Origin of the sequence: Agrobacterium sp. D14 (genome assembly GCF_001526505.1) — a bacterium.
Lineage (GTDB): Bacteria > Pseudomonadota > Alphaproteobacteria > Rhizobiales > Rhizobiaceae > Agrobacterium > Agrobacterium leguminum.
The window spans coordinates 284,782-308,963 of sequence record NZ_ASXX01000042.1; the positions used below are offsets into that span (position 1 = coordinate 284,782).

At 60.0% G+C, this 24,182-nt stretch carries 17 protein-coding genes and 1 pseudogene; 10 read left to right on the forward strand and 8 right to left on the reverse strand.

Annotated elements, in window-relative coordinates:
* The first annotated feature begins 57 nt into the window (after nucleotides 1-57).
* Nucleotides 58-546, forward strand: a complete 489-nt coding sequence (locus L901_RS20720; RefSeq protein WP_059759916.1) for a DUF2867 domain-containing protein — start codon at nucleotides 58-60, stop codon at nucleotides 544-546.
* On the opposite strand, the gene L901_RS20725 is transcribed toward L901_RS20720, so the two are convergent.
* Both L901_RS20725 and L901_RS20730 read right to left on the reverse strand, forming a co-directional pair.
* Nucleotides 530-1,627 (reverse strand): TraB/GumN family protein, encoded by a 1,098-nt coding sequence (locus L901_RS20725; protein WP_059759918.1) that lies wholly within the window; start codon nucleotides 1,625-1,627, stop codon nucleotides 530-532. The genes L901_RS20720 and L901_RS20725 overlap by 17 nt on opposite strands.
* A gap of 80 nt (nucleotides 1,628-1,707) precedes the next feature.
* Nucleotides 1,708-2,655, reverse strand: a complete 948-nt coding sequence (locus L901_RS20730) for a tyrosine recombinase XerC (protein ID WP_082710743.1) — start codon at nucleotides 2,653-2,655, stop codon at nucleotides 1,708-1,710.
* A 121-nt stretch (nucleotides 2,656-2,776) separates the two neighbouring features.
* On the opposite strand from L901_RS20730, the gene L901_RS20735 reads away from it, so the two are divergent.
* The 8 genes and pseudogenes from L901_RS20735 to fdhD all read left to right on the forward strand — a co-directional run bounded on the left by L901_RS20735 (nucleotide 2,777) and on the right by fdhD (nucleotide 11,906).
* The gene (locus L901_RS20735) at nucleotides 2,777-4,993 is read left to right on the forward strand and encodes a primosomal protein N' (RefSeq protein ID WP_059760049.1); all 2,217 of its coding nucleotides are present in this window, start codon (nucleotides 2,777-2,779) and stop codon (nucleotides 4,991-4,993) included.
* Nucleotides 4,994-5,072: 79 nt separating this feature from the next.
* Complete coding sequence (locus tag L901_RS20740; protein ID WP_059759919.1) at nucleotides 5,073-5,459, forward strand: phage infection protein; 387 nt, start codon at nucleotides 5,073-5,075, stop codon at nucleotides 5,457-5,459.
* A gap of 261 nt (nucleotides 5,460-5,720) precedes the next feature.
* Nucleotides 5,721-6,287: a F0F1 ATP synthase subunit delta gene (locus L901_RS20745; RefSeq protein ID WP_170988551.1), complete on the forward strand. Its 567-nt coding sequence runs from the start codon at nucleotides 5,721-5,723 to the stop codon at nucleotides 6,285-6,287.
* The gene (gene atpA, locus L901_RS20750; protein ID WP_004443771.1) at nucleotides 6,287-7,816 is read left to right on the forward strand and encodes a F0F1 ATP synthase subunit alpha; all 1,530 of its coding nucleotides are present in this window, start codon (nucleotides 6,287-6,289) and stop codon (nucleotides 7,814-7,816) included. Before L901_RS20745 ends, atpA begins: the two co-directional genes overlap by 1 nt.
* A 30-nt stretch (nucleotides 7,817-7,846) precedes the next feature.
* Complete coding sequence (locus L901_RS20755; protein WP_035263533.1) at nucleotides 7,847-8,725, forward strand: F0F1 ATP synthase subunit gamma; 879 nt, start codon at nucleotides 7,847-7,849, stop codon at nucleotides 8,723-8,725.
* 23 nt (nucleotides 8,726-8,748) lie between these two features.
* Nucleotides 8,749-10,202: pseudogene (gene atpD / locus L901_RS20760) on the forward strand (F0F1 ATP synthase subunit beta).
* 131 nt (nucleotides 10,203-10,333) lie between these two features.
* On the forward strand, nucleotides 10,334-10,744 hold the full coding sequence (locus L901_RS20765) for a F0F1 ATP synthase subunit epsilon (RefSeq protein WP_003492358.1): 411 nt from the start codon (nucleotides 10,334-10,336) through the stop codon (nucleotides 10,742-10,744).
* Between the two features lie 346 nt (nucleotides 10,745-11,090).
* A complete protein-coding gene (gene fdhD, locus L901_RS20770) occupies nucleotides 11,091-11,906 on the forward strand; it encodes a formate dehydrogenase accessory sulfurtransferase FdhD (RefSeq protein ID WP_082710744.1) in 816 nt (271 codons plus the stop codon).
* Between the two features lie 46 nt (nucleotides 11,907-11,952).
* Here fdhD and L901_RS20775 read toward each other — a convergent pair whose 3' ends face one another.
* The 5 genes from L901_RS20775 to L901_RS20795 form a co-directional block, all read right to left on the reverse strand.
* Entirely contained in the window at nucleotides 11,953-13,722 is a 1,770-nt protein-coding gene (locus L901_RS20775) for a methyl-accepting chemotaxis protein (protein WP_082710761.1), read from the reverse strand.
* Nucleotides 13,723-14,052: 330 nt separating this feature from the next.
* The gene (locus tag L901_RS20780; RefSeq protein WP_003504949.1) at nucleotides 14,053-14,529 is read right to left on the reverse strand and encodes a chemotaxis protein CheW; all 477 of its coding nucleotides are present in this window, start codon (nucleotides 14,527-14,529) and stop codon (nucleotides 14,053-14,055) included.
* Between the two features lie 266 nt (nucleotides 14,530-14,795).
* A complete protein-coding gene (locus tag L901_RS20785; RefSeq protein WP_059759923.1) occupies nucleotides 14,796-18,956 on the reverse strand; it encodes a translocation/assembly module TamB domain-containing protein in 4,161 nt (1,386 codons plus the stop codon).
* A gap of 45 nt (nucleotides 18,957-19,001) precedes the next feature.
* Nucleotides 19,002-20,927: an autotransporter assembly complex family protein gene (locus tag L901_RS20790; RefSeq protein ID WP_082710745.1), complete on the reverse strand. Its 1,926-nt coding sequence runs from the start codon at nucleotides 20,925-20,927 to the stop codon at nucleotides 19,002-19,004.
* 175 nt (nucleotides 20,928-21,102) lie between these two features.
* Nucleotides 21,103-21,354 carry a YMGG-like glycine zipper-containing protein gene (locus tag L901_RS20795; RefSeq protein WP_003504940.1) on the reverse strand — a complete coding sequence of 84 codons (252 nt, stop codon included), beginning with the start codon at nucleotides 21,352-21,354 and terminating at the stop codon, nucleotides 21,103-21,105.
* Between the two features lie 370 nt (nucleotides 21,355-21,724).
* On the opposite strand from L901_RS20795, the gene hemA reads away from it, so the two are divergent.
* Nucleotides 21,725-22,942 (forward strand): 5-aminolevulinate synthase, encoded by a 1,218-nt coding sequence (gene hemA / locus L901_RS20800; protein ID WP_003521261.1) that lies wholly within the window; start codon nucleotides 21,725-21,727, stop codon nucleotides 22,940-22,942.
* Between the two features lie 35 nt (nucleotides 22,943-22,977).
* Here the strand turns inward: hemA and dxr are convergent, their stop codons facing one another.
* Complete coding sequence (gene dxr, locus L901_RS20805) at nucleotides 22,978-24,171, reverse strand: 1-deoxy-D-xylulose-5-phosphate reductoisomerase (RefSeq protein WP_059759926.1); 1,194 nt, start codon at nucleotides 24,169-24,171, stop codon at nucleotides 22,978-22,980.
* Nucleotides 24,172-24,182: the final 11 nt, after the last annotated feature.

A 24,182-nucleotide genomic window follows, 5' to 3' on the forward strand; every position in this document is an offset into this window, starting at 1 on the left:
GTTTCTCGGAAAAAGAGGAAGGTGACCCTTGCCGCATCGTGCGGCCGGGGTTCAGGAATGCAGGATTTCGAAGACATATTGCCGGGTGCCGACTGGCGGGATCGCTATCAGGGAGAGATGGTGACGCCGGAGCCGTCCTCACTCCATGTGAGCCGGCTCCTTCTCGATCATCCTCCGGTATGGATCCGCAGCCTTATGGCGCTTCGAAACCGCGTGGTGGCGCTTTTCGGTTTAAGAACGGTCGAAATGGTGGCTGGGACGTCGGCAGGCGGTTTTCCAGTCCTGTCCTCCACACCACAGCGGACTGTGCTCGGCTTCGACGACCGCCATCTCGATTTCCGGATCGTCGTCGATCTCGAAGAGAAGGAAAACAGCCAGCTGGTGAGTGTCACCACCATCGTCAGGCGCAAGAACCTGTTTGGGCGGCTTTATCTTCTTGTCGTCGGACCGTTTCACCGCCGCATCGTGCCGGCGACGATGCGGCCGTTCTGCGCCAATGTCCGGCCTGTCAGCATCGTGAGTGAGCGGGTCAATCGACCCGCGTGAGGGTGAAGCCTTCCGCGCGCAGCAGTTCGACAAGGCCTTCCTCGCCCGGCAAATGCAGTGCGCCCACGGCCATGAAAACATTGCCCCTGGCAAGCTCGGGGGCCGCCCGTTCCGCCATGACATGGTTGCGGTCGGTGATGATGCGCTGCTCGAAGGCGGCGTAGCCCTGTTCGCTTTCAGCTGCAGCCTTCTTGGGGTCCAGGCTTTTCAGCATGGGCATGGTCATGCCGATATCGCCGGCGACATAGAGATCGGTCATGGTTGTCATGATGTCATCCATGCGGTCGCCCAGTTCGAGTGTTTCGATCAGCGCCTGAAGATGAAATTCCATCGGCAGCTCGGACATGGCCGTCAGCTGCTCCACCATGGTCTCCAGCCCGACAAGGTGTTTTCCGTCCGCGATGGCATCTTCGGCCAGCTTCTTGTCCAGAAAGGAGAGGCCTGTTGCCTTGCGGGCGAACTCACAGGCGGGAAGGGCGACGAAGCTCGAAAGCATCCACGGCTTCATTCTCGAAACGGCGTTCAGCGGGATGCCGCGCTCCTTGAGGCCCTTTTCCAGACGCGCGACATTTTCCGGCGACAGGATGTCGGTGATCGATTTGCCATTCAGAAACATGGTGAGTTCGGGCTTGCTCAGCAGCGAGGCCGCGACCTTCTTGTCATCGACGATTTCGTCCGATTCCACGATCACCGTCGCGGCTTTTTCGAAGGCGGGGCTGGCGGCGGCAGGCATTTCCAGAACACGCGGATCGGTGACATGCATGGTGCCGAGAAGATAGGAGGTGGGCGTTCCCGCCTTTTCGATGCGCCAGAAATTGCCCTTGCCGTTGGGGATCGCGGCCGCTTCCTGCTCGATCTTTGCGAAGGCCTGCGGATCGGTCTTGCGCATTTCCACGAGAATGTCGCTGCCGGTGCAGGTGATCTGCTGCTGCGCGGCTTCCGCTTGCCCCAGCGAAAGCAAGGTCATGAGCAGGATTGCGACGGCGGTGACATGCAGGGCGGCAAGCAGCCACAGCAGGGCGTCGCCGGTCTTGCCCATCAGCGTGGCGGTGAGGTTTTGCGGTTTTATCAGGCTGTGCATCGGTCCAATCCGGTTGTCGTTCGCTTATAGAACGGCGGCTTGGATGTCTGGTTAATGACTATGGTTAACCATTTCCTGCTTCATGCGCGAGGATGGGCGTTGTCGTAGATTTCCAGCAGTCTCGCGGTGTCGACCCCGGTATAGACCTGTGTGGTGGAGAGGCTCGCATGGCCGAGCAGTTCCTGAATCGTGCGCAGGTCGCCGCCGCCGGCGAGAAGGTGCGTGGCGAAGGAGTGGCGCAGTGCATGCGGTGTGGCGTTTTCCGGCAGGCCGAAAGCGCCGCGCAGTTTCTGCATTTCCCTCTGGATGATGGCGGGCTGCAGCTTGCCGCCGCGTGCGCCGAGGAACATGGGCTCATCCGCCGATAGGGCATAGGGGCAAAGCTTCCTGTAGGTATCGACGGCTTCCGTCACCACCGCCAGCAGGGGCACAATCCGCGTCTTGTTGCCTTTGCCGGTAATGCGCAGGCTGCGGGCGCCGGGCGGGAAGTCGGCCGGGGTCAGACCGAGCGCCTCGGAAATGCGAAGGCCACAGCCATAAAGCAGTGAAAGGACTGCGGCATTGCGGGCGGCGATCCATGGTTCGTCGTTCAATTGCGCTTCAGTCGTGGTGATTTTCAGCGCCTGCCGGTCGGTCAACGGTTTCGGTAGCGATTTCGGCTGTTTTGGCGCGCGCATGGCGGTGGCGCCTGCGGCATTCACCAGGCCTTTTTTCTGCAGGTAATGAAGCAGGGAGCGCAGGCCTGCCAGATGCCTGCCCAGCGAACGTGCGCCGGCACCTTCCTTGCGCCGGTTGGCCAGAAAGGCGCGAAGATCCACCGGGCGCAGATCGGCAATATCGGTGATGGAGGCCGGTTTGCCGATATAGCCGGTCAGGAATGTCAGAAATTGCCTGGTATCGCGCTCATAAGCCTCGACGGTATTGTCCGAAAGCCGGCGTTCGCCTGCGAGGGCGGCGAGCCAGGACTGGCGCTCGTTCAAAAGATCGGCTTGGGCAAATGTCAGGATTTCGGTCACGTGGCGCTCCATTCCATGCGTTGAAACTATGCGCTTATGGTCAGCATTTGGTTAAGAGGTGGACTTTGCAAGGCGCGCCCACTACATCCGGGCGGTTTCCTTTTTCCTGTCGTCGGGGCATGGTCGCCACATCATGGCAAAAGATTCGTCCGATCTGTTTGGGGCTCTGTTCGACCCGCCGTCGCCCACGCGCACGGTGCCCGTTCTCGTGCCCATGCCGGCGCCGGGGCCCTACAGCTATTCGGTGCCCGAAGATATGGTGGTGGAGACGGGTTCCGTCGTGCAGGTGCCGCTCGGCCCCCGACAGGTCTTCGGCGTGGTGTGGGACGATGCCGGAGAAAAGAGCGTCGATCCGAAGAAGCTGCGGCCCATCACCAAAAGTTTCGAGTGCCCACCGCTGAAGGCGGAAATGCGCCGCTTCGTCGACTGGGTCGCCGCCTATACGCTGTCTCCGCCCGGCCTCGTGGCCCGCATGGCCCTCAGAGCGCCCGCGGCCTTCGATCCCGAGCCGATGATCGAGGGGCTGCGACTGACCGACGGCCGGCCGGAGCGCCTTACCCCCGCCCGCGAGCGGGTGATGGAACTGGCGGCTGAAGGGAATGGCTGGACGAAGAGTGGGCTTGCCCATGCCGCCGGCGTTTCGACCAGCGTTATCGATGGGCTTGTCAAGCAGGGCGTGTTCGAGACGGTGTTTCTGCCCGCGCCGCCTGTCGTGGCCGAACCCGATCCTGACTATGTCGAGCCGCGTCTGGAAGGCCCGCAGAAACAGGCCGCTTCGGAGATACTCGAGGATGTGCGTAAGGGCGGGTTTCATGTTTCACTGATCGACGGCGTCACAGGTTCTGGCAAAACCGAGGTCTATTTCGAGGCGGTGGCGGAGACGCTCCGTCAGGGCAAGCAGGTTCTCATCCTGCTGCCCGAAATTGCACTGACCGCGGCCTTCCTTGAACGTTTTCAGGATCGTTTCGGTGCGAAACCGGCGGAATGGCATTCGGACCTGTCGCCGCGCATGCGCGAAAAAGTCTGGCGGCAGGCGGTGACGGGCGAAGTGAAGGTGGTGGCCGGCGCGCGCTCGGCGCTTTTCCTGCCCTTCGACAATCTCGGTCTGATCATCGTCGATGAAGAGCACGACCCGGCCTATAAGCAGGAAGACCGCGTCTATTATAATGCCCGCGACATGGCGGTCGTGAGAGCACGGATCGCGGAATTCCCTGTCGTGCTGGTGTCGGCCACGCCATCGGTGGAAAGCCAGGTCAATGGCAGTTCGGGGCGTTATAACACCATTCACCTGCATACACGTTTCGGCGATGCGGCGATGCCCGATCTGCACCTTGTCGATATGCGGCGTCATCCGCCGGAACGGGGAGGGTTTCTGTCGCCCGTCCTGCTGCGAGGCATCGGCAAGACCATCGAGAAGGGCGAGCAGGCGCTTCTTTTCCTCAATCGTCGCGGTTATGCGCCGCTGACGCTCTGCCGGGTCTGCGGTCACCGTTTCCAATGCCCGCAATGTTCCAGCTGGCTGGTGGAGCACCGGTTCCGCAATCAATTGCAGTGCCACCAGTGCGGCCACAGCGAGCCGACGCCCGATCATTGCCCGGAATGCGGAACCTTCGATCATCTGGTGGCCTGCGGGCCGGGTGTGGAGCGCATCGCCGAGGAGGTGGAGAAACATTTCCCCGAGGCCCGCACCATCGTGCTCTCCTCCGATCTCATGGGCGTCAAACGCCTGCGGTTGGAGCTGGAGGCGATCGTCAAGGGCGAGGCCGATATCGTTATCGGCACGCAGCTCGTCGCCAAGGGACATAATTTTCCGCTGATGACACTTGTGGGCATCGTCGATGCCGATCTCGGCCTTGCCAATGGCGATCCGCGTGCGGCGGAGCGAACGTTCCAGCTACTGTCGCAGGTGACGGGACGTGCCGGGCGCACGGGGTTGAAGAGCCATGGCCTGTTGCAGACCTATCAGCCGCAGCATCCCGTCATGCAGGCCATCGTTTCGGGCGATGCCTCGGCCTTCTACGAAAGGGAAATCGTGGAGCGGGAAAAAGCCGTTCTGCCGCCCTTCGGACGACTTGCCTCGATCATCGTTTCCGCCGATACGCGCGGGGAAGCGGAAACCCATGCCCGGGGCTTGAGGGCCGCAGCCCCGCAGGTTGCGGGCATCATGCTGCTCGGCCCGGCGGAAGCGCCGCTCGCGCTCATCCGTGGCCGCCACCGTTTCCGCCTGCTGGTGCACGGGCGGCGCAATTCGGACATGCAGTCTTTTCTCCGCACGCTTCTGGCCAATGGCCCGAAAGAGCGCGGCAGCGTGCATGTGCAGCTCGATATCGACCCGCAAAGTTTCCTTTGAACTTTGCCGCCGGGGCGTTTTCCCGCTGTCATGACCGTGTCATAACGCAGCAGGCAGTCAAAATGATTTGGGGAACGAGATGGAGTTTTATTTTCCCGCCGAGTTCGGCGAGCAGCTGGCCTTCGGAGCGGCGGTGGTTTCGGCCGTGATGGGCCTTTTTTTCATGTTTGCGCCGGGTGTTACGCTGCGTGCCTTTGGTCTGCAGCCGGCGGGTGAGCGCAGGGATGGTTATGCACTCGTGCGTTCGTCGCTTGCGGGGTTCTATCTCGGCCTCGGCGCCGCCGCCCTGCTTCTCGCGCAGCCCATGGTCTATCTCGCCTTTGGTGCGGCTTTCGGCCTCAGTGTCTTTGGCGGCATTCTCTCCATACTCTCCGATGGTGGCGCAACCATGCGGAATTTCTTACTTCTGGTTGTACACTTTCTGCTCGCTGCACTGTCGTTGAGCTACGTGTTCGGGCTGGTCTGAAGCGGGCTTTTTGCCTTTTGTGACGCACAGATGCCGCATCCTGGGCGAAATCGGAAAATTTAAACGCATTCCCCCTTGCCCAAACGGCGCTTTCCGCTATTACGCGTGTTGCGAGTCCCGGCGTCCTATGCTAGACGGACCGCGAAATTGGGAAAAGGCAGGGGGGAATTCCGGTCTTTTTCGGGGAAATTGAAACGATTTCAAGAATTTGATGCGGTGGAGCCCCATCGCTGATGGTCTTGGACGATTAGCAGGGAAAAAGTGCCCGTGGCAGACACCTCCCATGGAACATCCGGTGTAGCGGAAAGGTATGCGTCGTCGCTTTTCGAGCTTGCTTTGGAAGCGGGTGCGGTCGAAGCGGTTCAGGCCGATCTGGATAAGTTCGGCGCACTTCTCGACGAAAGCGACGATTTGAAGCGTCTGGTTGCGAGCCCGGTGTTTTCCGCCGAGGATCAGTTCAAGGCAATCACCGCGATCTGCGAAAAGGCCGGCATTGCCGGTCTCGCACTCAATTTCCTCAAGGTCGTTGCGAATAACCGCCGTCTCTTTGCCGTTCCCGGCATGATCCGCGCCTACCGCACCATTGCCGCCGCCCACCGCGGCGAAATCACCGCCGAGGTTACCTCGGCACATGCGCTCGACGAGGCGCAGGAAACTGAACTGAAGGCGGCGCTGAAGAGCGTTACCGGTAAGGATGTGGCGGTTTCCGTTACCGTCGATCCGTCGATCCTCGGCGGCCTGATCGTCAAGGTCGGCTCTCGCCAGATCGATACGTCTCTTCGCACCAAACTTTCCACCCTTAAGCTTGCACTGAAAGAGGTTGGCTGATGGATATCCGCGCCGCGGAAATTTCCGCAATTCTGAAAGATCAAATCAAAAATTTCGGCAACGAGGCGGAAGTCTCGGAAGTCGGTCAGGTGCTTTCCGTCGGTGACGGTATCGCCCGCGTCTATGGCCTCGACAATGTTCAGGCCGGCGAAATGGTCGAGTTTCCCGGCGGCATTCGCGGCATGGCGCTCAACCTCGAAGCCGACAACGTCGGTGTGGTTATCTTCGGTTCGGACCGTGACATCAAGGAAGGCGACACCGTAAAGCGGACTGGCGCTATCGTTGACGTTCCTGTCGGTCCGGAACTGCTTGGCCGCGTCGTTGACGCGCTCGGCAACCCGATTGACGGCAAGGGCCCGATCAATGCCGCCAAGCGTTCGCGCGTCGACGTCAAGGCTCCCGGCATCATTCCGCGCAAGTCGGTTCATGAGCCGATGTCGACCGGCCTCAAGGCCATCGATGCGCTCATCCCGGTTGGCCGCGGCCAGCGCGAGCTCGTCATCGGCGACCGCCAGACCGGCAAGACCGCCATCATTCTCGACACGATCCTGAACCAGAAGGCCATTCACGACAATGGCCCGGATGGCGACAAGCTTTATTGCGTCTACGTCGCTATCGGTCAGAAGCGTTCGACCGTCGCCCAGTTCGTGAAGGTTCTGGAAGAGCGCGGCGCGCTGCAGTATTCGATTATCGTTGCTGCTACCGCTTCCGACCCGGCTCCGATGCAGTACCTCGCTCCGTTTGCCGGTTGCGCCATGGGCGAGTACTTCCGTGACAACGGCAAGCACGCTCTCATCGGCTACGACGACCTTTCCAAGCAGGCCGTTGCCTATCGTCAGATGTCGCTTCTGCTGCGCCGCCCGCCGGGCCGCGAAGCTTATCCGGGCGACGTTTTCTACCTCCACTCCCGTCTTCTCGAGCGCGCTGCAAAGCTCTCCGACGAAATGGGCGCTGGTTCGCTGACGGCTCTGCCGGTTATCGAAACCCAGGGTAACGACGTTTCGGCCTTCATTCCGACCAACGTGATCTCGATCACCGACGGCCAGATCTTCCTTGAAACCGACCTGTTCTACCAGGGCATTCGTCCGGCCGTTAACGTCGGTCTGTCGGTTTCGCGCGTTGGCTCCGCCGCCCAGATCAAGGCGATGAAGCAGGTTGCCGGCTCGATCAAGGGTGAACTCGCCCAGTATCGCGAAATGGCCGCCTTCGCCCAGTTCGGTTCGGACCTCGACGCTTCCACGCAGCGCCTGCTCAACCGCGGCGCCCGCCTGACCGAGCTTCTGAAGCAGCCGCAGTTCTCTCCGCTCAAGACGGAAGAACAGGTCGCGGTGATCTTCGCCGGTGTCAACGGTTACCTCGACAAGGTTCCGGTCGCGCAGGTCGGCAAGTTCGAGCAGGGTCTGCTTTCCTACCTCCGCTCGGAAGGCAAGGCGATCCTCGACACCATCCGCACGGAAAAGGCTATCAGCGACGATACCAAGGGCAAGCTCAAGGGCGCTCTTGATAGCTTCGCCAAGTCTTTCTCGTAATCAGGGCTCTTTTACTCGGACGGATAACGGATGCCTTCACTAAAGGATCTGAAAAACCGCATTGCCTCCGTAAAGGCGACGCAGAAGATTACCAAGGCGATGAAAATGGTCGCCGCGGCGAAGCTTCGGCGCGCCCAGGAAGCTGCGGAGGCCGCCCGGCCTTATTCTCAGCGCATGAGCGCCGTTCTCGCCAACATCGCCAAGGCGGTCGAGGCGGACGTTGCTCCGGCGCTGATGACCGGCACCGGCAAGGACGACGTGCACCTGCTCGTCGTCTGCACGGCTGAACGTGGCCTTTGCGGCGGTTTCAACTCGCAGATTTCCCGTTTTGCCCGCGATCACGCCCGCAAGCTGATTTCGGAAGGCAAGACGGTCAAGATCATCACGGTTGGCAAGAAGGGTTACGACAGCCTTCGCCGCGAATTTGCAGCCAACATCATCGAGCGCATCGAACTGCGCGACGTGAAGAAGGTCGGTTTTGAAAATGCCGACCAGATCGCCAAGAAGGTGATCTCGCTCTTCAACGCGGGTGAGTTCGATGTCTGCACGCTGATCTATTCGGAATTCAAGTCCGTCATCAGCCAGATCCCGACCGGCCTGCAGCTCATTCCCGCCGCAACGCCTGTTGTGGAAGAGGATGCCGCGACGCAGAACGCCGTCTACGAATATGAGCCGGATGCGGCTTCTATTCTGGAAGACCTTATTCCGCGCAACATTTCGGTTCAGGTTTTCCGGGCTCTGCTCGAAAACGTAGCCGGTGAAATGGGCGCCAAGATGAGCGCGATGGACAATGCAACGCGCAATGCCGGTGAGATGATCAACAAGTTGACGCTGTCCTACAACCGTCAGCGTCAGGCTCAGATCACCAAGGAACTCATTGAAATCATTTCGGGCGCGGAAGCGCTCTGAGGTAAGGAAAGAGGGTAAGGATAATGGCTAAGGCAGCTACCCCCAAGAAAACCGCAGCGGTGAACGGCGCGGGCAAGGTTACCCAGGTTATCGGCGCTGTTGTCGACGTGGCGTTCGAAGGCGAACTGCCTCCGATCCTGAACGCGCTCGAAACCGAGAACAATGGCAACCGCCTCGTTCTGGAAGTCGCGCAGCATCTCGGCGAAAACGTCGTTCGCACCATCGCCATGGACTCGACCGAAGGTCTGGTTCGCGGTCAGGGCGTCGTCAACACGGGTGCGCCGATCGAAGTTCCGGTCGGTCCCGAAACGCTCGGCCGCATCATGAACGTCATCGGCGAGCCGGTTGACGAAGCCGGTCCGATCACCACGGCCAAGAAGCGCGCCATCCACCAGGACGCGCCGTCTTACGTCGAGCAGTCGACGGAAGCACAGATTCTCGTCACCGGCATCAAGGTCGTCGACCTTCTGGCTCCTTACGCCAAGGGCGGTAAGATCGGCCTGTTCGGCGGCGCCGGCGTTGGCAAGACGGTTCTCATCATGGAACTCATCAACAACGTCGCCAAGGCGCACGGCGGTTACTCGGTATTCGCCGGTGTTGGTGAGCGTACCCGCGAAGGTAACGACCTCTATCACGAAATGATCGAGTCGAACGTCAACAAGCTCGGCGGCGGCGAAGGCTCCAAGGCAGCACTCGTTTACGGCCAGATGAACGAACCGCCGGGCGCCCGCGCCCGCGTCGCTCTGACCGGTCTGACGATCGCTGAAAACTTCCGTGACGAAGGCCAGGACGTTCTGTTCTTCGTGGACAACATCTTCCGCTTCACGCAGGCTGGTTCGGAAGTATCGGCTCTGCTCGGCCGTATTCCTTCGGCCGTGGGCTACCAGCCGACGCTCGCAACCGACATGGGCCAGATGCAGGAACGCATCACCACCACGACCAAGGGTTCGATCACCTCGGTTCAGGCCATTTACGTTCCCGCCGACGACTTGACCGACCCGGCACCTGCCACCTCGTTCGCGCATCTTGACGCAACGACGGTTCTGTCGCGTTCGATCGCTGAAAAGGGTATCTACCCGGCTGTTGACCCGCTCGACTCCACCTCGCGTATGCTTGACCCGATGATCGTCGGCGAAGAGCACTATGAAGTGGCTCGTAAGGTTCAGTCGACCCTGCAGCGCTACAAGGCTCTCCAGGACATCATCGCCATCCTCGGCATGGACGAACTGTCGGAAGAAGACAAGCTGACGGTTGCCCGCGCCCGCAAGATCGAGCGTTTCCTGTCGCAGCCGTTCTTCGTTGCTGAAGTCTTCACCGGTTCGCCGGCAAGCTGGTCGCTCTCGAAGACACGATCAAGGGCTTCAAGGGCCTGGTCAACGGCGAGTATGACAACCTGCCGGAAGCTGCTTTCTACATGGTCGGTTCGATGGAAGAAGCCATCGAAAAGGCAAAGAAGCTGGCTGCCGAGGCTGCCTGATCATGAATTGGCGGGCGCGTGGCTCTAGCCGCGCGCCCTGCCGACAATGGTGGCGAAACCGGAACGGTTTTCGCCTGCGTTGTAAAAGACAAGTCCGTGACGCCCGCGTAATTGAAAAGAAGTGAATAGCCATGGCTGACAGTTTCAAATTCGATCTCGTTTCCCCGGAGCGTCTGCTCGTTTCCGAAACGGTTACGGAAGTCGTCATCCCGGCTACGCTGGGTGAGATGACCGTTCTGGCCAATCATGCGCCGACGATGACCACGATCAAGCCGGGTCTGGTAACGGTGAAGTTCGCTTCCGGCGAGACGCATAAATATGTCGTCTTCGGTGGTTTCGCCGATATTCTACCGACCGGCTGCACGCTTCTTGCCGAATCCGCCGTTTCGGCCGATGACATGTCTCCCGACACGCTGCAGAAGCGTATCGATGCGGCCAAGGCCGAAATCGAAGAGGGCAATCATCACCACGAACATCTGACCAAGCTTGAAAAGCACCTTTACGAACTGACGAACCTGCATGAGGTTCTCGTCGCCGCTTGAAAGCACCGGGCGGGTTCGAAAGAATGACTGCCCACAAAAAACCTAAAGCAGAAAGCGGCCGCTTCGGTCGCTTTTTTGTTTTGGGCTGTTACCTCCCCATATCAGGCGAAGCATGGCTGCTTTCGCATAGAAACCCGTCACCTGGCCTGATCTGAGCTTCTGAACGGCGTTGGCGGGATTGCATCAGTGATGGACGTGCGGAAAATGGGTGAGGCAGGGAGCGCCTTCAACGGGCGCACCCGGGAAACCGATTCCGATTTTCAGGGCTTTCGGTTAGATGTGATACCGGGAAGAAATGCTGCTTTGAGATCGTGAGAGAGACGAAGCGGATTTTCGTCATGGAGGAGTGATCGGCGTGTCGGCAGAGGCAAGTTACCGAAGGGTCGCAAGAACCGCTTTGCGCGAAGGGGCCATAGTGGAGGGCGAGAGGGCGGTGCCGGAGGAGGTGCCGGTTGCCTTTTCCTATGGCGGCAGCACCCATGCCGTTATGATGGCCAGCCCCGCTGATCTTGTCGATTTCGCGGTCGGTTTCAGTCTTACGGAAGGCATCATATCCACAAGGGTGGAAATCCGTTCCATCGAAGTGATCGAGGCCGGGCAGGGCTTCGATGTTCAGGTGGATTTGCAGGATGCCAATGCGGATGCGCTGAGGGCAAGACGGCGGCATATGGCAGGCCCCGTCGGCTGCGGTCTTTGTGGCATCGAATCCATAGAACAGGCGGTCCGTGTGGTACCGGAGTTGAGCGGCGTGGAAGTCTCCGTTGAGGGTGATGATATCGTTGCCGCGGTGAAAGCGCTGAATGAAGCGCAAAGCCTCAATCGCGAAACGCGGGCAGTTCACGGCGCGGGTTTCTACAATCCTCAAAAAGGGCTGCTTGCTGTCCGCGAAGATGTCGGCCGCCACAATGCGCTCGACAAGCTCGCAGGTGCGGTCGTCAATGCGGACCTATCGCCCGATACGGGCATTGTGGTGGTCACCAGCCGACTGTCGGTGGAAATGGTCCAGAAGACGGCCATTCTTGGCAGCCCCATTCTGGCGGCGATCTCCGCGCCTACCGCGCTTGCCATCGAAACGGCCGAGAGTTCGGGTGTCACACTTGTGGCGCTGGTGAGAGGTGAAGATTTTGAAATCTTCACCCGGGCGGATCGTATCATTCTATAAACATTGAGACCGCCGTTTCCCGGCGGCCCTTGGCTTCAGAGCGGGCCTAGAACTCCGCCCATTCGGCCGCTGCGTTTCCGTGAGACCTTGGCGCGGCGGCATATCGCGGTTGCGGCGTCGGGAGCCGGGTGACGACGGCTGGCTTTTTGTCGGCCGGGCGGACGGGCGATGCCTCATGCGATATTCTGAACTGCCGCAGCAATTCGTGCAGATTTTCCGCTTCCGTGGCGAGGCCGTGGCTGGCGGCGGTGGTTTCCTCCACCATGGCGGCGTTTTTCTGGGTGGCCTGATCCATGACGTTGACGGCCTGATTGATTTCGCTGAGACCATTCGCCTGCTCGCGCGAGGCTTCAACGATCGCCGAGACATTGGTGTCGATCTCGCTCATCTGCGACTGGATATCCCGGAGCGCGCCGCCGGTTCTGCCCACCAGATCCACACCGTTGGCGACCTGCTCGCGGGAGGTGTTGATGAGGGATTTGATTTCCTTGGCCGCAACGGCGGACCGTTGTGCGAGTTCGCGAACCTCCTGCGCCACGACGGCGAAACCCTTGCCCGCTTCCCCGGCCCGGGCGGCTTCGACACCCGCATTCAGGGCCAGAAGATTGGTCTGGAAGGCGATGTCGTCAATGACACCGATGATATTGGTGATTTCACCCGAGGAACGCGAAATCGCGTCCATGGCGGAAATTGCCTGCTGGACGATATCGCCGGAATGTTCGGCATGTTCTCTCGTTCGCAATACCAGCTTTCCGGCCTCGCCGGCGCGCTGGCTGGCATCGGTAACGGTGGTGGTGATTTCCTCCAGCGCGGCTGCGGTCTCTTCCAGTGAGGCGGCCTGCTGTTCGGTGCGCTGCGAAAGCTGATCGGCGGCGATGCGGATTTCACCGGAGCCCGAGGCGATTGTCGAGGCATTGTGGGCGATGGTCTGCATGGTGGCCTGCAGCTTGGCGACGACTTCGTTGAAGTCCGCGCGCAGCTTTTCCATGCTGGGCACGAAGCTGTTGTCGAGGCGCTGCACAAGATCACCTTCGGCCAGCGCCCGCAGGGCATCGGCAAGCACACTGATGGCGCTCATGCGCGGCGTGACATCGGTGGCGAATTTCACCACTTTGACGACCTTGCCCGCCTCGTCCAGCACCGGATTATAGGCGGCCTGGATCCATATTTCCTTGCCGTTCTTTCCGTATCGGACAAATTCATCCGAGATGAATTCCCCTGCCGCCAGTCGCGGCCAGAAATTGCCATAGGCGGGCGAGGCGGCATAGGCTGGATCGCAGAACATGCGGTGATGCCTGCCCTCGATTTCCTTGAGGTCGTAATTCACCGTGGCACAGAAATTCGGGTTGGCGGTAATGATGGTGCCGTCCGGGAAAAATTCGATTGTGGCCTGCGAACGGGAGAGCGCCTCCATCTTGCCCGCATCGTCCACGGCCTTGATTTTCTTGGCGGTGATGTCGGTGGCGATCTTCACGACCTTATAGGGTTTGCCGGAACGGAAAACCGGGTTGTAAGAGGCCTCGATCCAGATAACCGAGCCGTCCTTGCGGATACGGCGATATTCCCTGGCCTGGAACTCGCCACGGGCGAGAGACTCCCAGAATTCCTGATAGGCCCGCGACCCGGCAAGCTCGCTATCGCAGAAGATGCGATGGTGCTTGCCGACGATCTCAGTGAGATCATAACCCAGCGCCGTGCAGAAATTTTTATTCGCGGTGAGGATATTACCCTTGAGATCGAATTCTATGACCGCCTGCGATCTCGATATCGCATCGAGCATATTTCTGTTGTCTGCGCTTTTACCTAACCCCAGCATTATACGTCCCCCAAAAACGGCCCACGGCGCGGCGAGCCGCACAGGATATGCGGTCCGCGTCGTATCATGTTGAACAACGAACAGGTTTGCCGCCGAAGGCAGCAATGCAGGCACTTCCGTCTCTCCGCCTCGGTCAGGTATCGGGCCAGCGTGATATTCGTGCCGGCGCGATACTGTTCCACGGCCTTTAATATTAGATATCCATAATATTAAAATGTTCTTATTTAATAAGGCGAGGTAAAGAGTAAAAACAAAACCGCCGGGCGAGTGCTCCGGCGGTCTGGATTGATCGATACTCTTCTTGTGGCGTGGCCAGCCGAAAAGGCCTGATTAGGCCGCGAGATCTTCCGCTTCGGTTCCCTTGAACATTTTCGCAAGGTTCAGGAAGCAGATCATGCCATGTTCGTTAGCGATAATGCCTTCCGAATAGGACTTGTCGAAGGAGGCCGAGATTTCCGGAACCGGCTGAACCTGGTTTGCCGGGATCGTCAGAATGTCGGAAACGCGGTCGACGAGCATGCCGATGACCATGTTGTGCACTTCCGCCACCACAATCGCGCTTCTCTCATTGGCGACGGTGCTCTTCATGCCGAGCTTGTGAGCCAGATCGATGATCGGAATGACAGAGCCGCGCAGGTTCATGACGCCGATGACGTCTTTCGGCGCGTGGGGAATGGGCGTGGAAGGCGCCCAGCCGCGAATTTCGCGGATGGTCGTCGTCTTTACGCAGAATTCCTGATCATGCAGGCGGAACGCGATGATTTCGAGCGTCTCACCGCCAAAATTGGTAGAGTTAATCATTGCCATCAGAATTCTTCCCAATGCTCGCTGTGGAGGCCGGCGCAAGTGCACCGACACTTGCATATGCGGATTTGGCGTTCTGCCTGGTGCCTGAACAGCCGGAAACAATATTTCCGTCTTCAATGGATGATTTGTATCATCAGATGGTTTCGCAAACCTAAATGCGAAGCTGCGCTGGAGTATTTTCGCTTTTCTTCGAAACGCGAAAATACTCTCTTTGATTTTACGCATTGTCCGGACGAAAAAACCGCCACGCACTTTTACTGGGAATGCTAATATTCCTTCTCGTAAAATATGCCGGCTGCGCCTTCACCATCGCCGCCCGCTTCCCCGCGTAGCTTCACACCCCGTCCGACATCGAGGTTGATGATGGCTTTTGCGCCGGATTCGCCGCTTTGCTGCAGCTCGAGATAGGTTCTTTCGTTTAGATATTTACCGGCGGAAACGCGGGCCTGCCCTTCGGAATCGGTCGAAATATCGAGATCGTCGACGCCGAGATTGCTTCTGAGCTTGTCGAACAGCGAGGTGGAACGCCCACCGGCCAACTGGGCGGCGGCATCGGCCAGCCTTGCGATCTGCAGAGCCGAGAGTTTCGACATGGACTGGCCGAAGATCAGCTGCGCCATAACTTCATCCTGCGGCAGCGCGGGCGCCGAGGAGAAGGCAAATGTCGGATCGTTGGCGTTGCCGGAAACGGCCACGGTGATAGTCGTCGAACCGACCGTCGAGTCGGCCTTCATATCGAGGACCGGAACGAGGCCGCCGCCGAAACTGATATTGCCGGTGGTGAAATCGAGGCGGCGAGTGAGGATTTCGAGCCGGCCACGGCGCATTTCGAAGCCGCCGGAAATGACGGGAACGGCTGCCGTGCCACGGATCGTCAGATTGCCCGTGAGTTCCGCATCGATGCCGCGTCCGCGCACGAAGATGCCGCTCGGTGCGTTCACCTGCAGATCGAGATTGATGGTGGACGAACTGCCGCTGCCGCCCTGATCAGCCCCGAGCGCCTTGGCCTGCGCGCGCACCTTCGGTGGCGCGTTCTTGTGCTTGACATCGATCTCCGTCAGCGAGGCCGGAAGCTTTTCCGGAATGGTGATGGCGCTTCTGTCCAGCGTCAGGTTGCCGCCCAGCACGGGGGAATTCAACAGCGGGCCTTTCAGCGTCAGCGTGCCGCTTACCACCGTCGTCACCAGCGTGCCGTCATTATAACCGGCGCGATTAAGCGTGATCGATATATCGGCGGGGAAACCGGAACCACCGGCTATGCCGACGCTGCCGGTTCCCGAGATCGTTCCGCCGCCCGCCAGCTTGCCCGTCAGTCGCGAAATGACGGCACGGTCGCGGTCGAAGGTGATGGTGGCGCCCAGATCGTTGATGGTCAGGTTTCGGCGTACGTCGGTCAGGCGCGTACCATCGGTGGTGATGCTGCCGGTAACGACAGGCGCGGAAGCGCTGCCGGAAATCTTCACATCGATGGCGGCGGTGCCGTCCACATCGAGGCCCTGCGCTGCGGTTTGCGCCGCGACGGCGGAGAAGGGCAGCCTGCCGGAAAACGCCATCGAAAGCGGACGATTGCCGGCGATGCCGAGCGAGCCGCCGCCGGAAAGCGACATGCCGCCCTGGCCGGATACATTGGTGTCGATCTGCAAGGTGCCACCGGCAAAACGGCCGTTCGCCTTGATGCCGAGCGCGGCAAGGCCTGCCGCACGTGTCTGCGCGACCTCGGCATTGGTCCAGTTCAGATTGTAATCGACCGCGGGGTTCGATGCCGCACCCTTGGCGCTCACCGTGCCGGAGATGCTGCCTGCCGCATCCAGCCCGGAGGCGAAGGCATTTGCGAGACTGGCGGGCAGCGAACGGATATCGGCATTGATATCGAGCGTCGACCCGGCGCTGCCGTTGACCTCGACGCGTCCTTCACCCGTGATGACGGTCAGATCGGAGATGCGGGCCGTGCCGTTCTGAATGGCTATGGTGCTCGGTTTTTCGAGGCGAACCGCGATGCCCTTGGGGGCGGAGGAAAAGGCGTCGATGCGCACCGTCATCGGCGATCCGCCGGTCTCAGCACTGCCTTTTACCACCAGCGGCGCATTGTCGTAACGGCCATTGACGTCGAACTGCGTCGTTGTACCGGAATGGCCGATGGTGGCATTCAGGCCGGATATCGCGGCGGCGCCGGCATTGACACTATCGGCGCTGACCTTGCCATTGATGGCGAGAGCCTGAAGATCGTCGATGGAAACATCGGCGGCGAGTTTGGAGATCGTTGTCGTGCCCTGGCGGATACTGCCGCCATTGGCCTTGATCGTCGCGGCGATCCGGCCATTGGCGTTGCTCAGGGCGATGTCGCCGGCAATATCGCCATCCGCCTGCTGCGCGGCGAGGGCGGCGAGCAGGGCAAGGTCGGGGAAATTGAAGGAGAGATTGCCCGATGGCAGGAATTGCTGCGAGAATTGCAGCTGGCCGTTCAAGATATTCCGGCCTACGGCTACGTGCAGCTCGGGGATAGCCGTGCCGTTTTCGGTCTGCACCACATCGGCATTGGCGTCGATCTTCTGTCGGTCGAGGCTGCCGCTGGCGGTGAGCTTTGCCTGAGGCGCGGCGGGATCGGCCTTGCCCGTTGCATTGACCTTCAGCGATTCGAGTGTTCGTCCGGCAAGGATTGCGCTTTCGGAACTCAGGGTGACGTTGAAATCCGGTGCTGTTAGCGCGCCGTTGGCCTCGATTGCAAAATCGGCGACGCCCTTCGCCTGTGGCGTCAGTTTTTCAAGAGCGGGAAATTTACCCGTCAGGCTGGCGCTCAATGCATCGTTTTCGAGGCCGACATTGCCGGTCGCTTCGATGGTTCCCGACTTGACGACGAGGTTTTCAAGGCTGGTGCGTCCGCCAATGGTCACGTCGATATCGCCCTGGAGGGCGATGGTGGTGTCGAATTTTTCCGCGAGAGCCGGTGGAAGGGTGGCGGGCAGCGCGAAGAGCTGCACGCTGGAGGTCAGGCGATTGCCGGCAAGATCGAAACTGCCGTTCAACGTCCCACCGACACTGGCGCTTTCCAGCGTCGCGCCGTCGAAGCCGATGGCTGACGAAGTGAGGCTGAGCGGCGCCTTGATGGTGAGGGGCGCCCGCACCAGCCGGTCGATATCGGCACTGACGAAGGAGGATTGCGCCACGGACAGGACCGTCGCGATCGTGCCGCTGCGGTTGGCGATGTTGAGATCGGCGCTTTCGGCCGTCAGCTTGACATCGTCAAGCCGGCCTTGCGGCAGGGAAAGGCTGCGCAGCGATACGGTCGTGTTGAGATGCGCGGCCTCCGCTCCACCCTTGAGGGAAAGATCGAGGCCGTTGATGAGAGCCTGAACCTCGCCATTCTCCAGCGGCCAGCGAAAATCCACGGGGCCGGCGGTGCCGATGAGATTGGCGGCAAGATCATTTTCACCGTTCGGATCGACGGAGCCTGATGCCGTCAGCAGCAACGTGCCGGTCTCCAGCGTGCTGCTGCCGATTTCGATGCGGCCCTGCGGCGAAAGGGTCGCATTTGCATCAAGCTTCGTCTCGCCGGCAAAAAGCTGGCGGAAGGCCGGGGGCAGAAGCAGGTCCGGCTGGCCACCGCCCGCAATTTCGATACGGCGTGTGCCATCATCACCAAGAAGGTGGCGGCCGGTCACATTGACGACGGGGTTACCGGCGACATTGCCGCGCAGGGTGCCCGTCCAGTCTGAAAGCGGGCCTTCACCGTTGAGGTCTATCGCCACCGCAGGTGTGCCGGGAAGCGAAAGCAGCGTGGCGAGAAGCCCGCCCTCGGGCTCCTTCATCTCCGCTTTCAGCTTCAGGACGTTCTCATTCGGAAGGAAAGCAACGTCGGCGTTAACCTCCGCATCCGGTGCATTCAGCCGGTGGGCCGTGAGCGACAGCCTGATGTCGTCCCGGGCGGCCTTGAGGCTGCCTTCAGCGGTCAGGTCGAAAGGGCGGCCGAGAAGTGATTGTCCAAGGCTGATATCGGGAAAGCTGAAATTGTCGACGGCGACTTCGATCGGCAGCGAGGAATTGCCGGAGCTCTTGGTCGATGTCTGCTCCGGGGCAAGCGGTTTGCGCTCGACATCGATCGATCCGGCCGAGACGCGGTCGGCATGGAAGGTGCCGGCAAGCAGCGAAAGCGGCGACCAGTCGATGGCGATCTGGTTCACGCGGGCATAGGGCCCCTGCCGGTCTGAAAGGGTGACATTGTCGAGCCGAAGGCGGCCGGTCAAAAGGCCGCTCGGGGGAGAAATCTCGATCACCTGATCGGGCGTGGAAACGAGTGATGAAATCTGCGTTGCGGCGATCCTTGCGCCCATCGGCGTAAGACCGACGAACAGAACCGCAAGCAACACCAGCACCACGCCGAACAAAGCAGCGTAGCCCAGCCATTTCAGCAATCGAATCAACATTTTCATAAAGGGTAATCTACACTCTGTTGCAAGGGTGTTCGACTGCGGCGTTTAAAAAGACTGGCCGATGCCAGCATAAATGCCGAAACTGTTGCCACCATCGTATTTTTCAAGCGGCATGGCGACATCGAGACGCAGAGGCCCGAAGGGCGTCGCGTAACGCAGGCCGATACCGGCGCCAGCCCGGATATCGGAAAAATCGGGTGTCACTTCATCCGAAACAACACCCGCATCGATGAAGGGCACGATGCCGATTGTATCGGTGACCTTGATGCGGGCCTCGATGGAGCCGACCACATAAGAACGGCCGCCCGTTGCGTCGCCAGCGGCATTATACGGCGATATTTCCTGATAGCTATAGCCACGCACCGATCCGCCGCCACCCGCATAAAAGCGCCTTGTGGTGGGAATGTCCTGCAGATCGCTGCCGCCGACGAGCACGCCGCCGGAAAGCTTTCCGGCCATGATCAGCCGGTCTTCGGCGCCAATCCCTTTGTAGCCCGAGATGGAGCCTTCAAAAGAGGAAAAGAAGGTGCCGTTCAGCGCTTCATAGCTAGGCTTGGCGGCCAGCGATGCGCGGAAGCCTTCGGTGGGGTTGAGCTTGTCGTCGCGTGTATCACGAACGAATTCCAGCGGTATGGAGGTGGTGAGGTATTCGTTCTTGCCGAATGCGTCTTCGGTATCGGCCCATTGCACCTCGAGACCGGCTGCCGCAGTGTCAGTGTCGTTCAGCTCGTAGGCGAAACCGGCTGTGCCCGTCACTGTCTTGGCGTCGTATGTATCGGGGTGTTCGGTCTTGGCAATCAGGCTGGTCTTGAAGGTGGTGCGCGGATTGAACATGCCGGGCTTGGTGAAGGTGATGCCCGCCGAATAATCCATGCCTTCGACGCTCGATGCTTCGGCGATGCGCGAGACAGAACCTTCGATACGCAGCGATTCTGCCTGTCCGAACAGGTTCCGGTGGCCCCAATAACCCTGAAGGCCGATGCCTTCCGTGGTGGAGTATTGTGCGCCGACGCCGAAATAGCGGTGTTTGCCTTCTGAAACCTCGATGGTGAGCGGAATGGTGCCGTCGCGCGCCAGCGTTCCCGCTTCCTTGATCGTCAGGCTGGAAAAGACGCCCAGCTGGCGCAGCCGGTCGGCGGCCTTGCGCAGTTTTTCCGGCGAATAGGGCTCGCCGCCATTGAGGCGCGAATAACGGCGGATGAAATCGCCATCGACGGTTTTTTCACCTGTTACCGTCACCGTGCCAAGGGGCGCCACGGGACCGCCTTCGGCCCCCATGGTGATATCGACCGTGTTCGTCGCGTGGTTGGCGACAGCCTCTCGTTTCGTCAGCTTCGCAAGCGGCCGGCCTTCGGCCTTCAGATCATCGATCAGCTTGTTGCCGGCGCGGATGATGGCCAGAGAACCGGCGTCGCCCCCGGTCGTCAGGCCATATTCCTCAAGGTTGCGGCCGGTCACATCGCCTTCAAGCCTGACATTACCAAGTTTGAAGACCGGGCCGGGCGTTACCGTGATCACCACGGGCACCGGAGCGGAATGATCGAACACCGGATTTGGCGGCAGGCTATCCACATCCTTGCCGGCGACGGTGACCTTGACGATGCCGCCATAACGGGCGTTTTCATAAAGCGCCGCAATCAGCCTGTCCCTGTCGTCTCTTGCCTTTATCAGAAGGCCAAGATCGCCTGAGGCCGGTTTTTCCTTGTCCGCCAGGAGAAGCGAGCTGTTTTCCAGGCTGTCTTTCAGGGATTTGTCGGCGTCCTGGGCATCAAGCGTGACGGCGTATTTGACCGGATTGATAACCTCGACCTCCGGTTCTTCCGAACCCCAGAGGCGCATGCCGAACAGTTTGAAGGCGAACGCGTCACGGGTAAACGCCGGATACAGGGCGAACGTCACAGCAACCGCGAGAGCGGTGCCGGCTTTCCGATACGCAATACCTGTCTTCGGGTTAGTTCGTGTTCTTCGCATAAGCTGCTTTATGGTTGGGCCTTTATTGTCGCCCTAACCCGTTTCCTGTCCGTTAACATTGCAATTTAATCATAAATAAACGGCTTTGAGGACCCTTCGACTGGTGTTTTGCCGCCCAAAACGCAAAAAGCCCCGGGTGACCGGGGCTTCTGTGCAACGGTATTTCGCGAAGCGATTAGCGGCAACGCGCCGTGTAACGCTGACCGTACTGGTCGCGATAATAGCAATAGCCCGGCTCGGAAGCATTGCCGATGAGGGCACCGCCGACGCCGCCGATTGCCGCACCCACTGCCGCGCCACGAACGTTGCCCGTGATAGCTCCACCAATAACAGCACCGGAAACGGCGCCGATGGAAGCTCCCTTTTCAGTCTGCGTGCAGCTTGCAAGCGACAGGCCGACGAGCGCAAATATGATTGCCTTTTTCATGAAACTCTCTCCAACGTTACAATGAGCTCTTCGGCTCGGTAGGCGTCCCATATTTATCTGCGGCGACTGCTACCTCCGACCGCCACAGATAACTAACAATTCGATGTCGTTTAGGGAAGCCTCCTCTTTCGGCATTCCTCCGAGCGTAAATCGATTGCGTCCCAAACAACGGCGCGGCGCAAAAAAGGTTCCAAAAATCCGGGTTTTTTGATGTGAATCAATTTTGTACTTTTCATCAGCTTCTATAAACGGTTTATTGGAATGGTTCAAAACAACGGCGAATTGACGCAGACGCGGTTAATGTGGCCCGCAAGGGTTGACGGTCCCGGTGTCGAGGCAGAAAACGATCTGGTCAATTCTGGAGCATGGCATGGACTTCGAGGCATTTTTCACGACGGAACTGCAAAGCCTGCATTCTGAGGGACGCTATCGCGTTTTTGCGGATATCGAGCGCCAGCAGGGCAATTTCCCCCGTGCGACACGGTATAACGCCAATGGCGAGCGCAAGGATGTGACCGTCTGGTGCTCCAACGACTATCTCGGCATGGGCCAGAACCCGAAAGTCATCGAAGCCATGAAGGCCGCCATCGATCACTGTGGCGCGGGTGCGGGAGGCACCCGGAATATTTCTGGCACCAACCACTATCACGTCCTGCTCGAGCGCGAACTTGCTGACCTCCACGGCAAGGAATCGGCACTGATCTTCACCTCGGGTTATGTCTCCAACTGGGCCACCCTCGGCACGCTCGGTCAGAAAATTCCGGGCCTGATCATTTTCTCGGATGCGCTCAACCATGCTTCGATGATCGAAGGCATCCGTTACGGCCGCTGCGAGCGGGTGATCTGGAAACACAACGATCTCGAAGACCTCGAAGCCAAGCTCAAGGCGGCGGATCCGAATGCGCCGAAGCTGATCGCCTTCGAATCCGTCTATTCGATGGATGGCGATATCGCGCCGATCAAGGAAATCTGCGATCTGGCCGACCGTTATGGCGCCATGACCTATCTCGACGAAGTTCATGCCGTTGGCATGTATGGACCGCGTGGCGGCGGCATTGCCGAGCGCGAAGGCCTGATGGATCGCCTGACGATCATCGAGGGAACGCTCGGCAAGGCCTTCGGCGTCATGGGCGGCTATATTACCGGTTCTACGGCGGTTTGCGACTTCATCCGTTCCTTCGCTTCCGGCTTCATCTTCACGACGGCCCTGCCGCCGTCGCTTGCCGCCGGCGCGATTGCGTCGATCCAGCATCTGAAGGCAAGCCCCTTCGAGCGCGCCCGCCATCAGGACCGGGTGCGCAAGCTTCGCGGCCTTCTCGATGCGCGCGGTATTCCGCACATGGACAACCCAAGCCACATCGTGCCTGTCATGGTGGGCGATGCCGCCAAGTGCAAATGGATTTCGGATATCCTGCTCGACAATCACGGTGTCTATGTGCAGCCGATCAACTATCCGACCGTGCCGCGCAAGACCGAGCGCCTGCGTATTACGCCGACACCGCTGCACAGCGATGCCGATATCGAGCATCTGGTCGGCGCGCTGCACCAGCTCTGGTCGCATTGTGCGCTGGCGCGGGCGGTGGCGTGAGGCCGCAGTTTAGATAAGAGAAGACCGGGCCGCGTTTACGCGGCCTTTTCTTTGGTGGCGATCAATTCGCGGGCGTGACGACGGGCCTCCTCATCCGCTGCGAACACATCTTCAATCGTGGTGGCGGAGCGGCCGTCATGCATGCGGTCCATGACTGTTTCGACGATCTCGGCCATATCGAGAAAACCGATGTTACCCGCAACGAAAGCGTGAAAGGCGGTCTCTTCGGCGGCATTCAGGGCGGCGCCCTGCAGACCGCCGCGCTCCAGCGCGGTGCGGGCCAGACGGATCGCCGGGAAACGGGCTTCATCCGGCGCTTCGAAATCGAGCCGCGCCAGTTTTGCGAAATCCAGCCGCTCGACACTCAGATTGCCGCGCTGCGGATAGGTGAGGGCATAAGAAATAGCAGTGCGCATGTCGGGAGAGCCGAGCTGGGCGATATAGGAGCCGTCGGTGTAACCCACCATCGAATGGATGATCGACTGCGGGTGGACGATCACCTCCACCTGATCGGGTCTCAGATCGAAGAGATATTTCGCCTCGATCATTTCCAGCCCTTTGTTGAACATGGAGGCGCTGCCGATGGAGACCTTCAGTCCCATCGACCAGTTGGGATGGGCGCGGGCGATATCCGCCGTGACATTGGCCATCTCCTCGCGTGACCAGGTGCGGAATGGGCCGCCGGATGCGGTCAGCACGATGCGTTCCACGGCCTGCTTATGTTCGCCCGTCAGGCATTGGAAGATTGCGCTGTGCTCGCTGTCGACCGGGATCAGCCTGCCGCCGCCCTGCTTGACCGTGCGCAGAAAAACATCGCCAGCCGAAACCAGGCATTCCTTGTTGGCGAGCGCTATGTCTGCGCCACGTCGCGCGGCTGTAAGAGTAGGTGCAAGGCCGGGGGTTCCGGCAATCGCCGCCATCACCCAGCCGGCATCCGTCGACGCGGCCTCTTCGAGGCCGGATTTGCCCGCCGCAACCTCGATGCCGGTGCCGGCAAGGGCCGATTTCAGCGCTTCGTATTTGTCGTCCTCGGCGGTAACCGCCAGCCGCGCGCCGAATTCCCGCGCCTGTTCCGCCAGAAGCGCGATGTTGCCCGCGCCGGTCAAAGCCGTGATCTCGAACGCGTCGCGGCCACCCAGCTGACGGACAACATCCAGCGTATTGGTGCCGATCGAACCGGTCGAACCCAATATTGTCAGCTTGCGTGGCATTTCACTGGCATTCGTCATTTTCAGTCCGT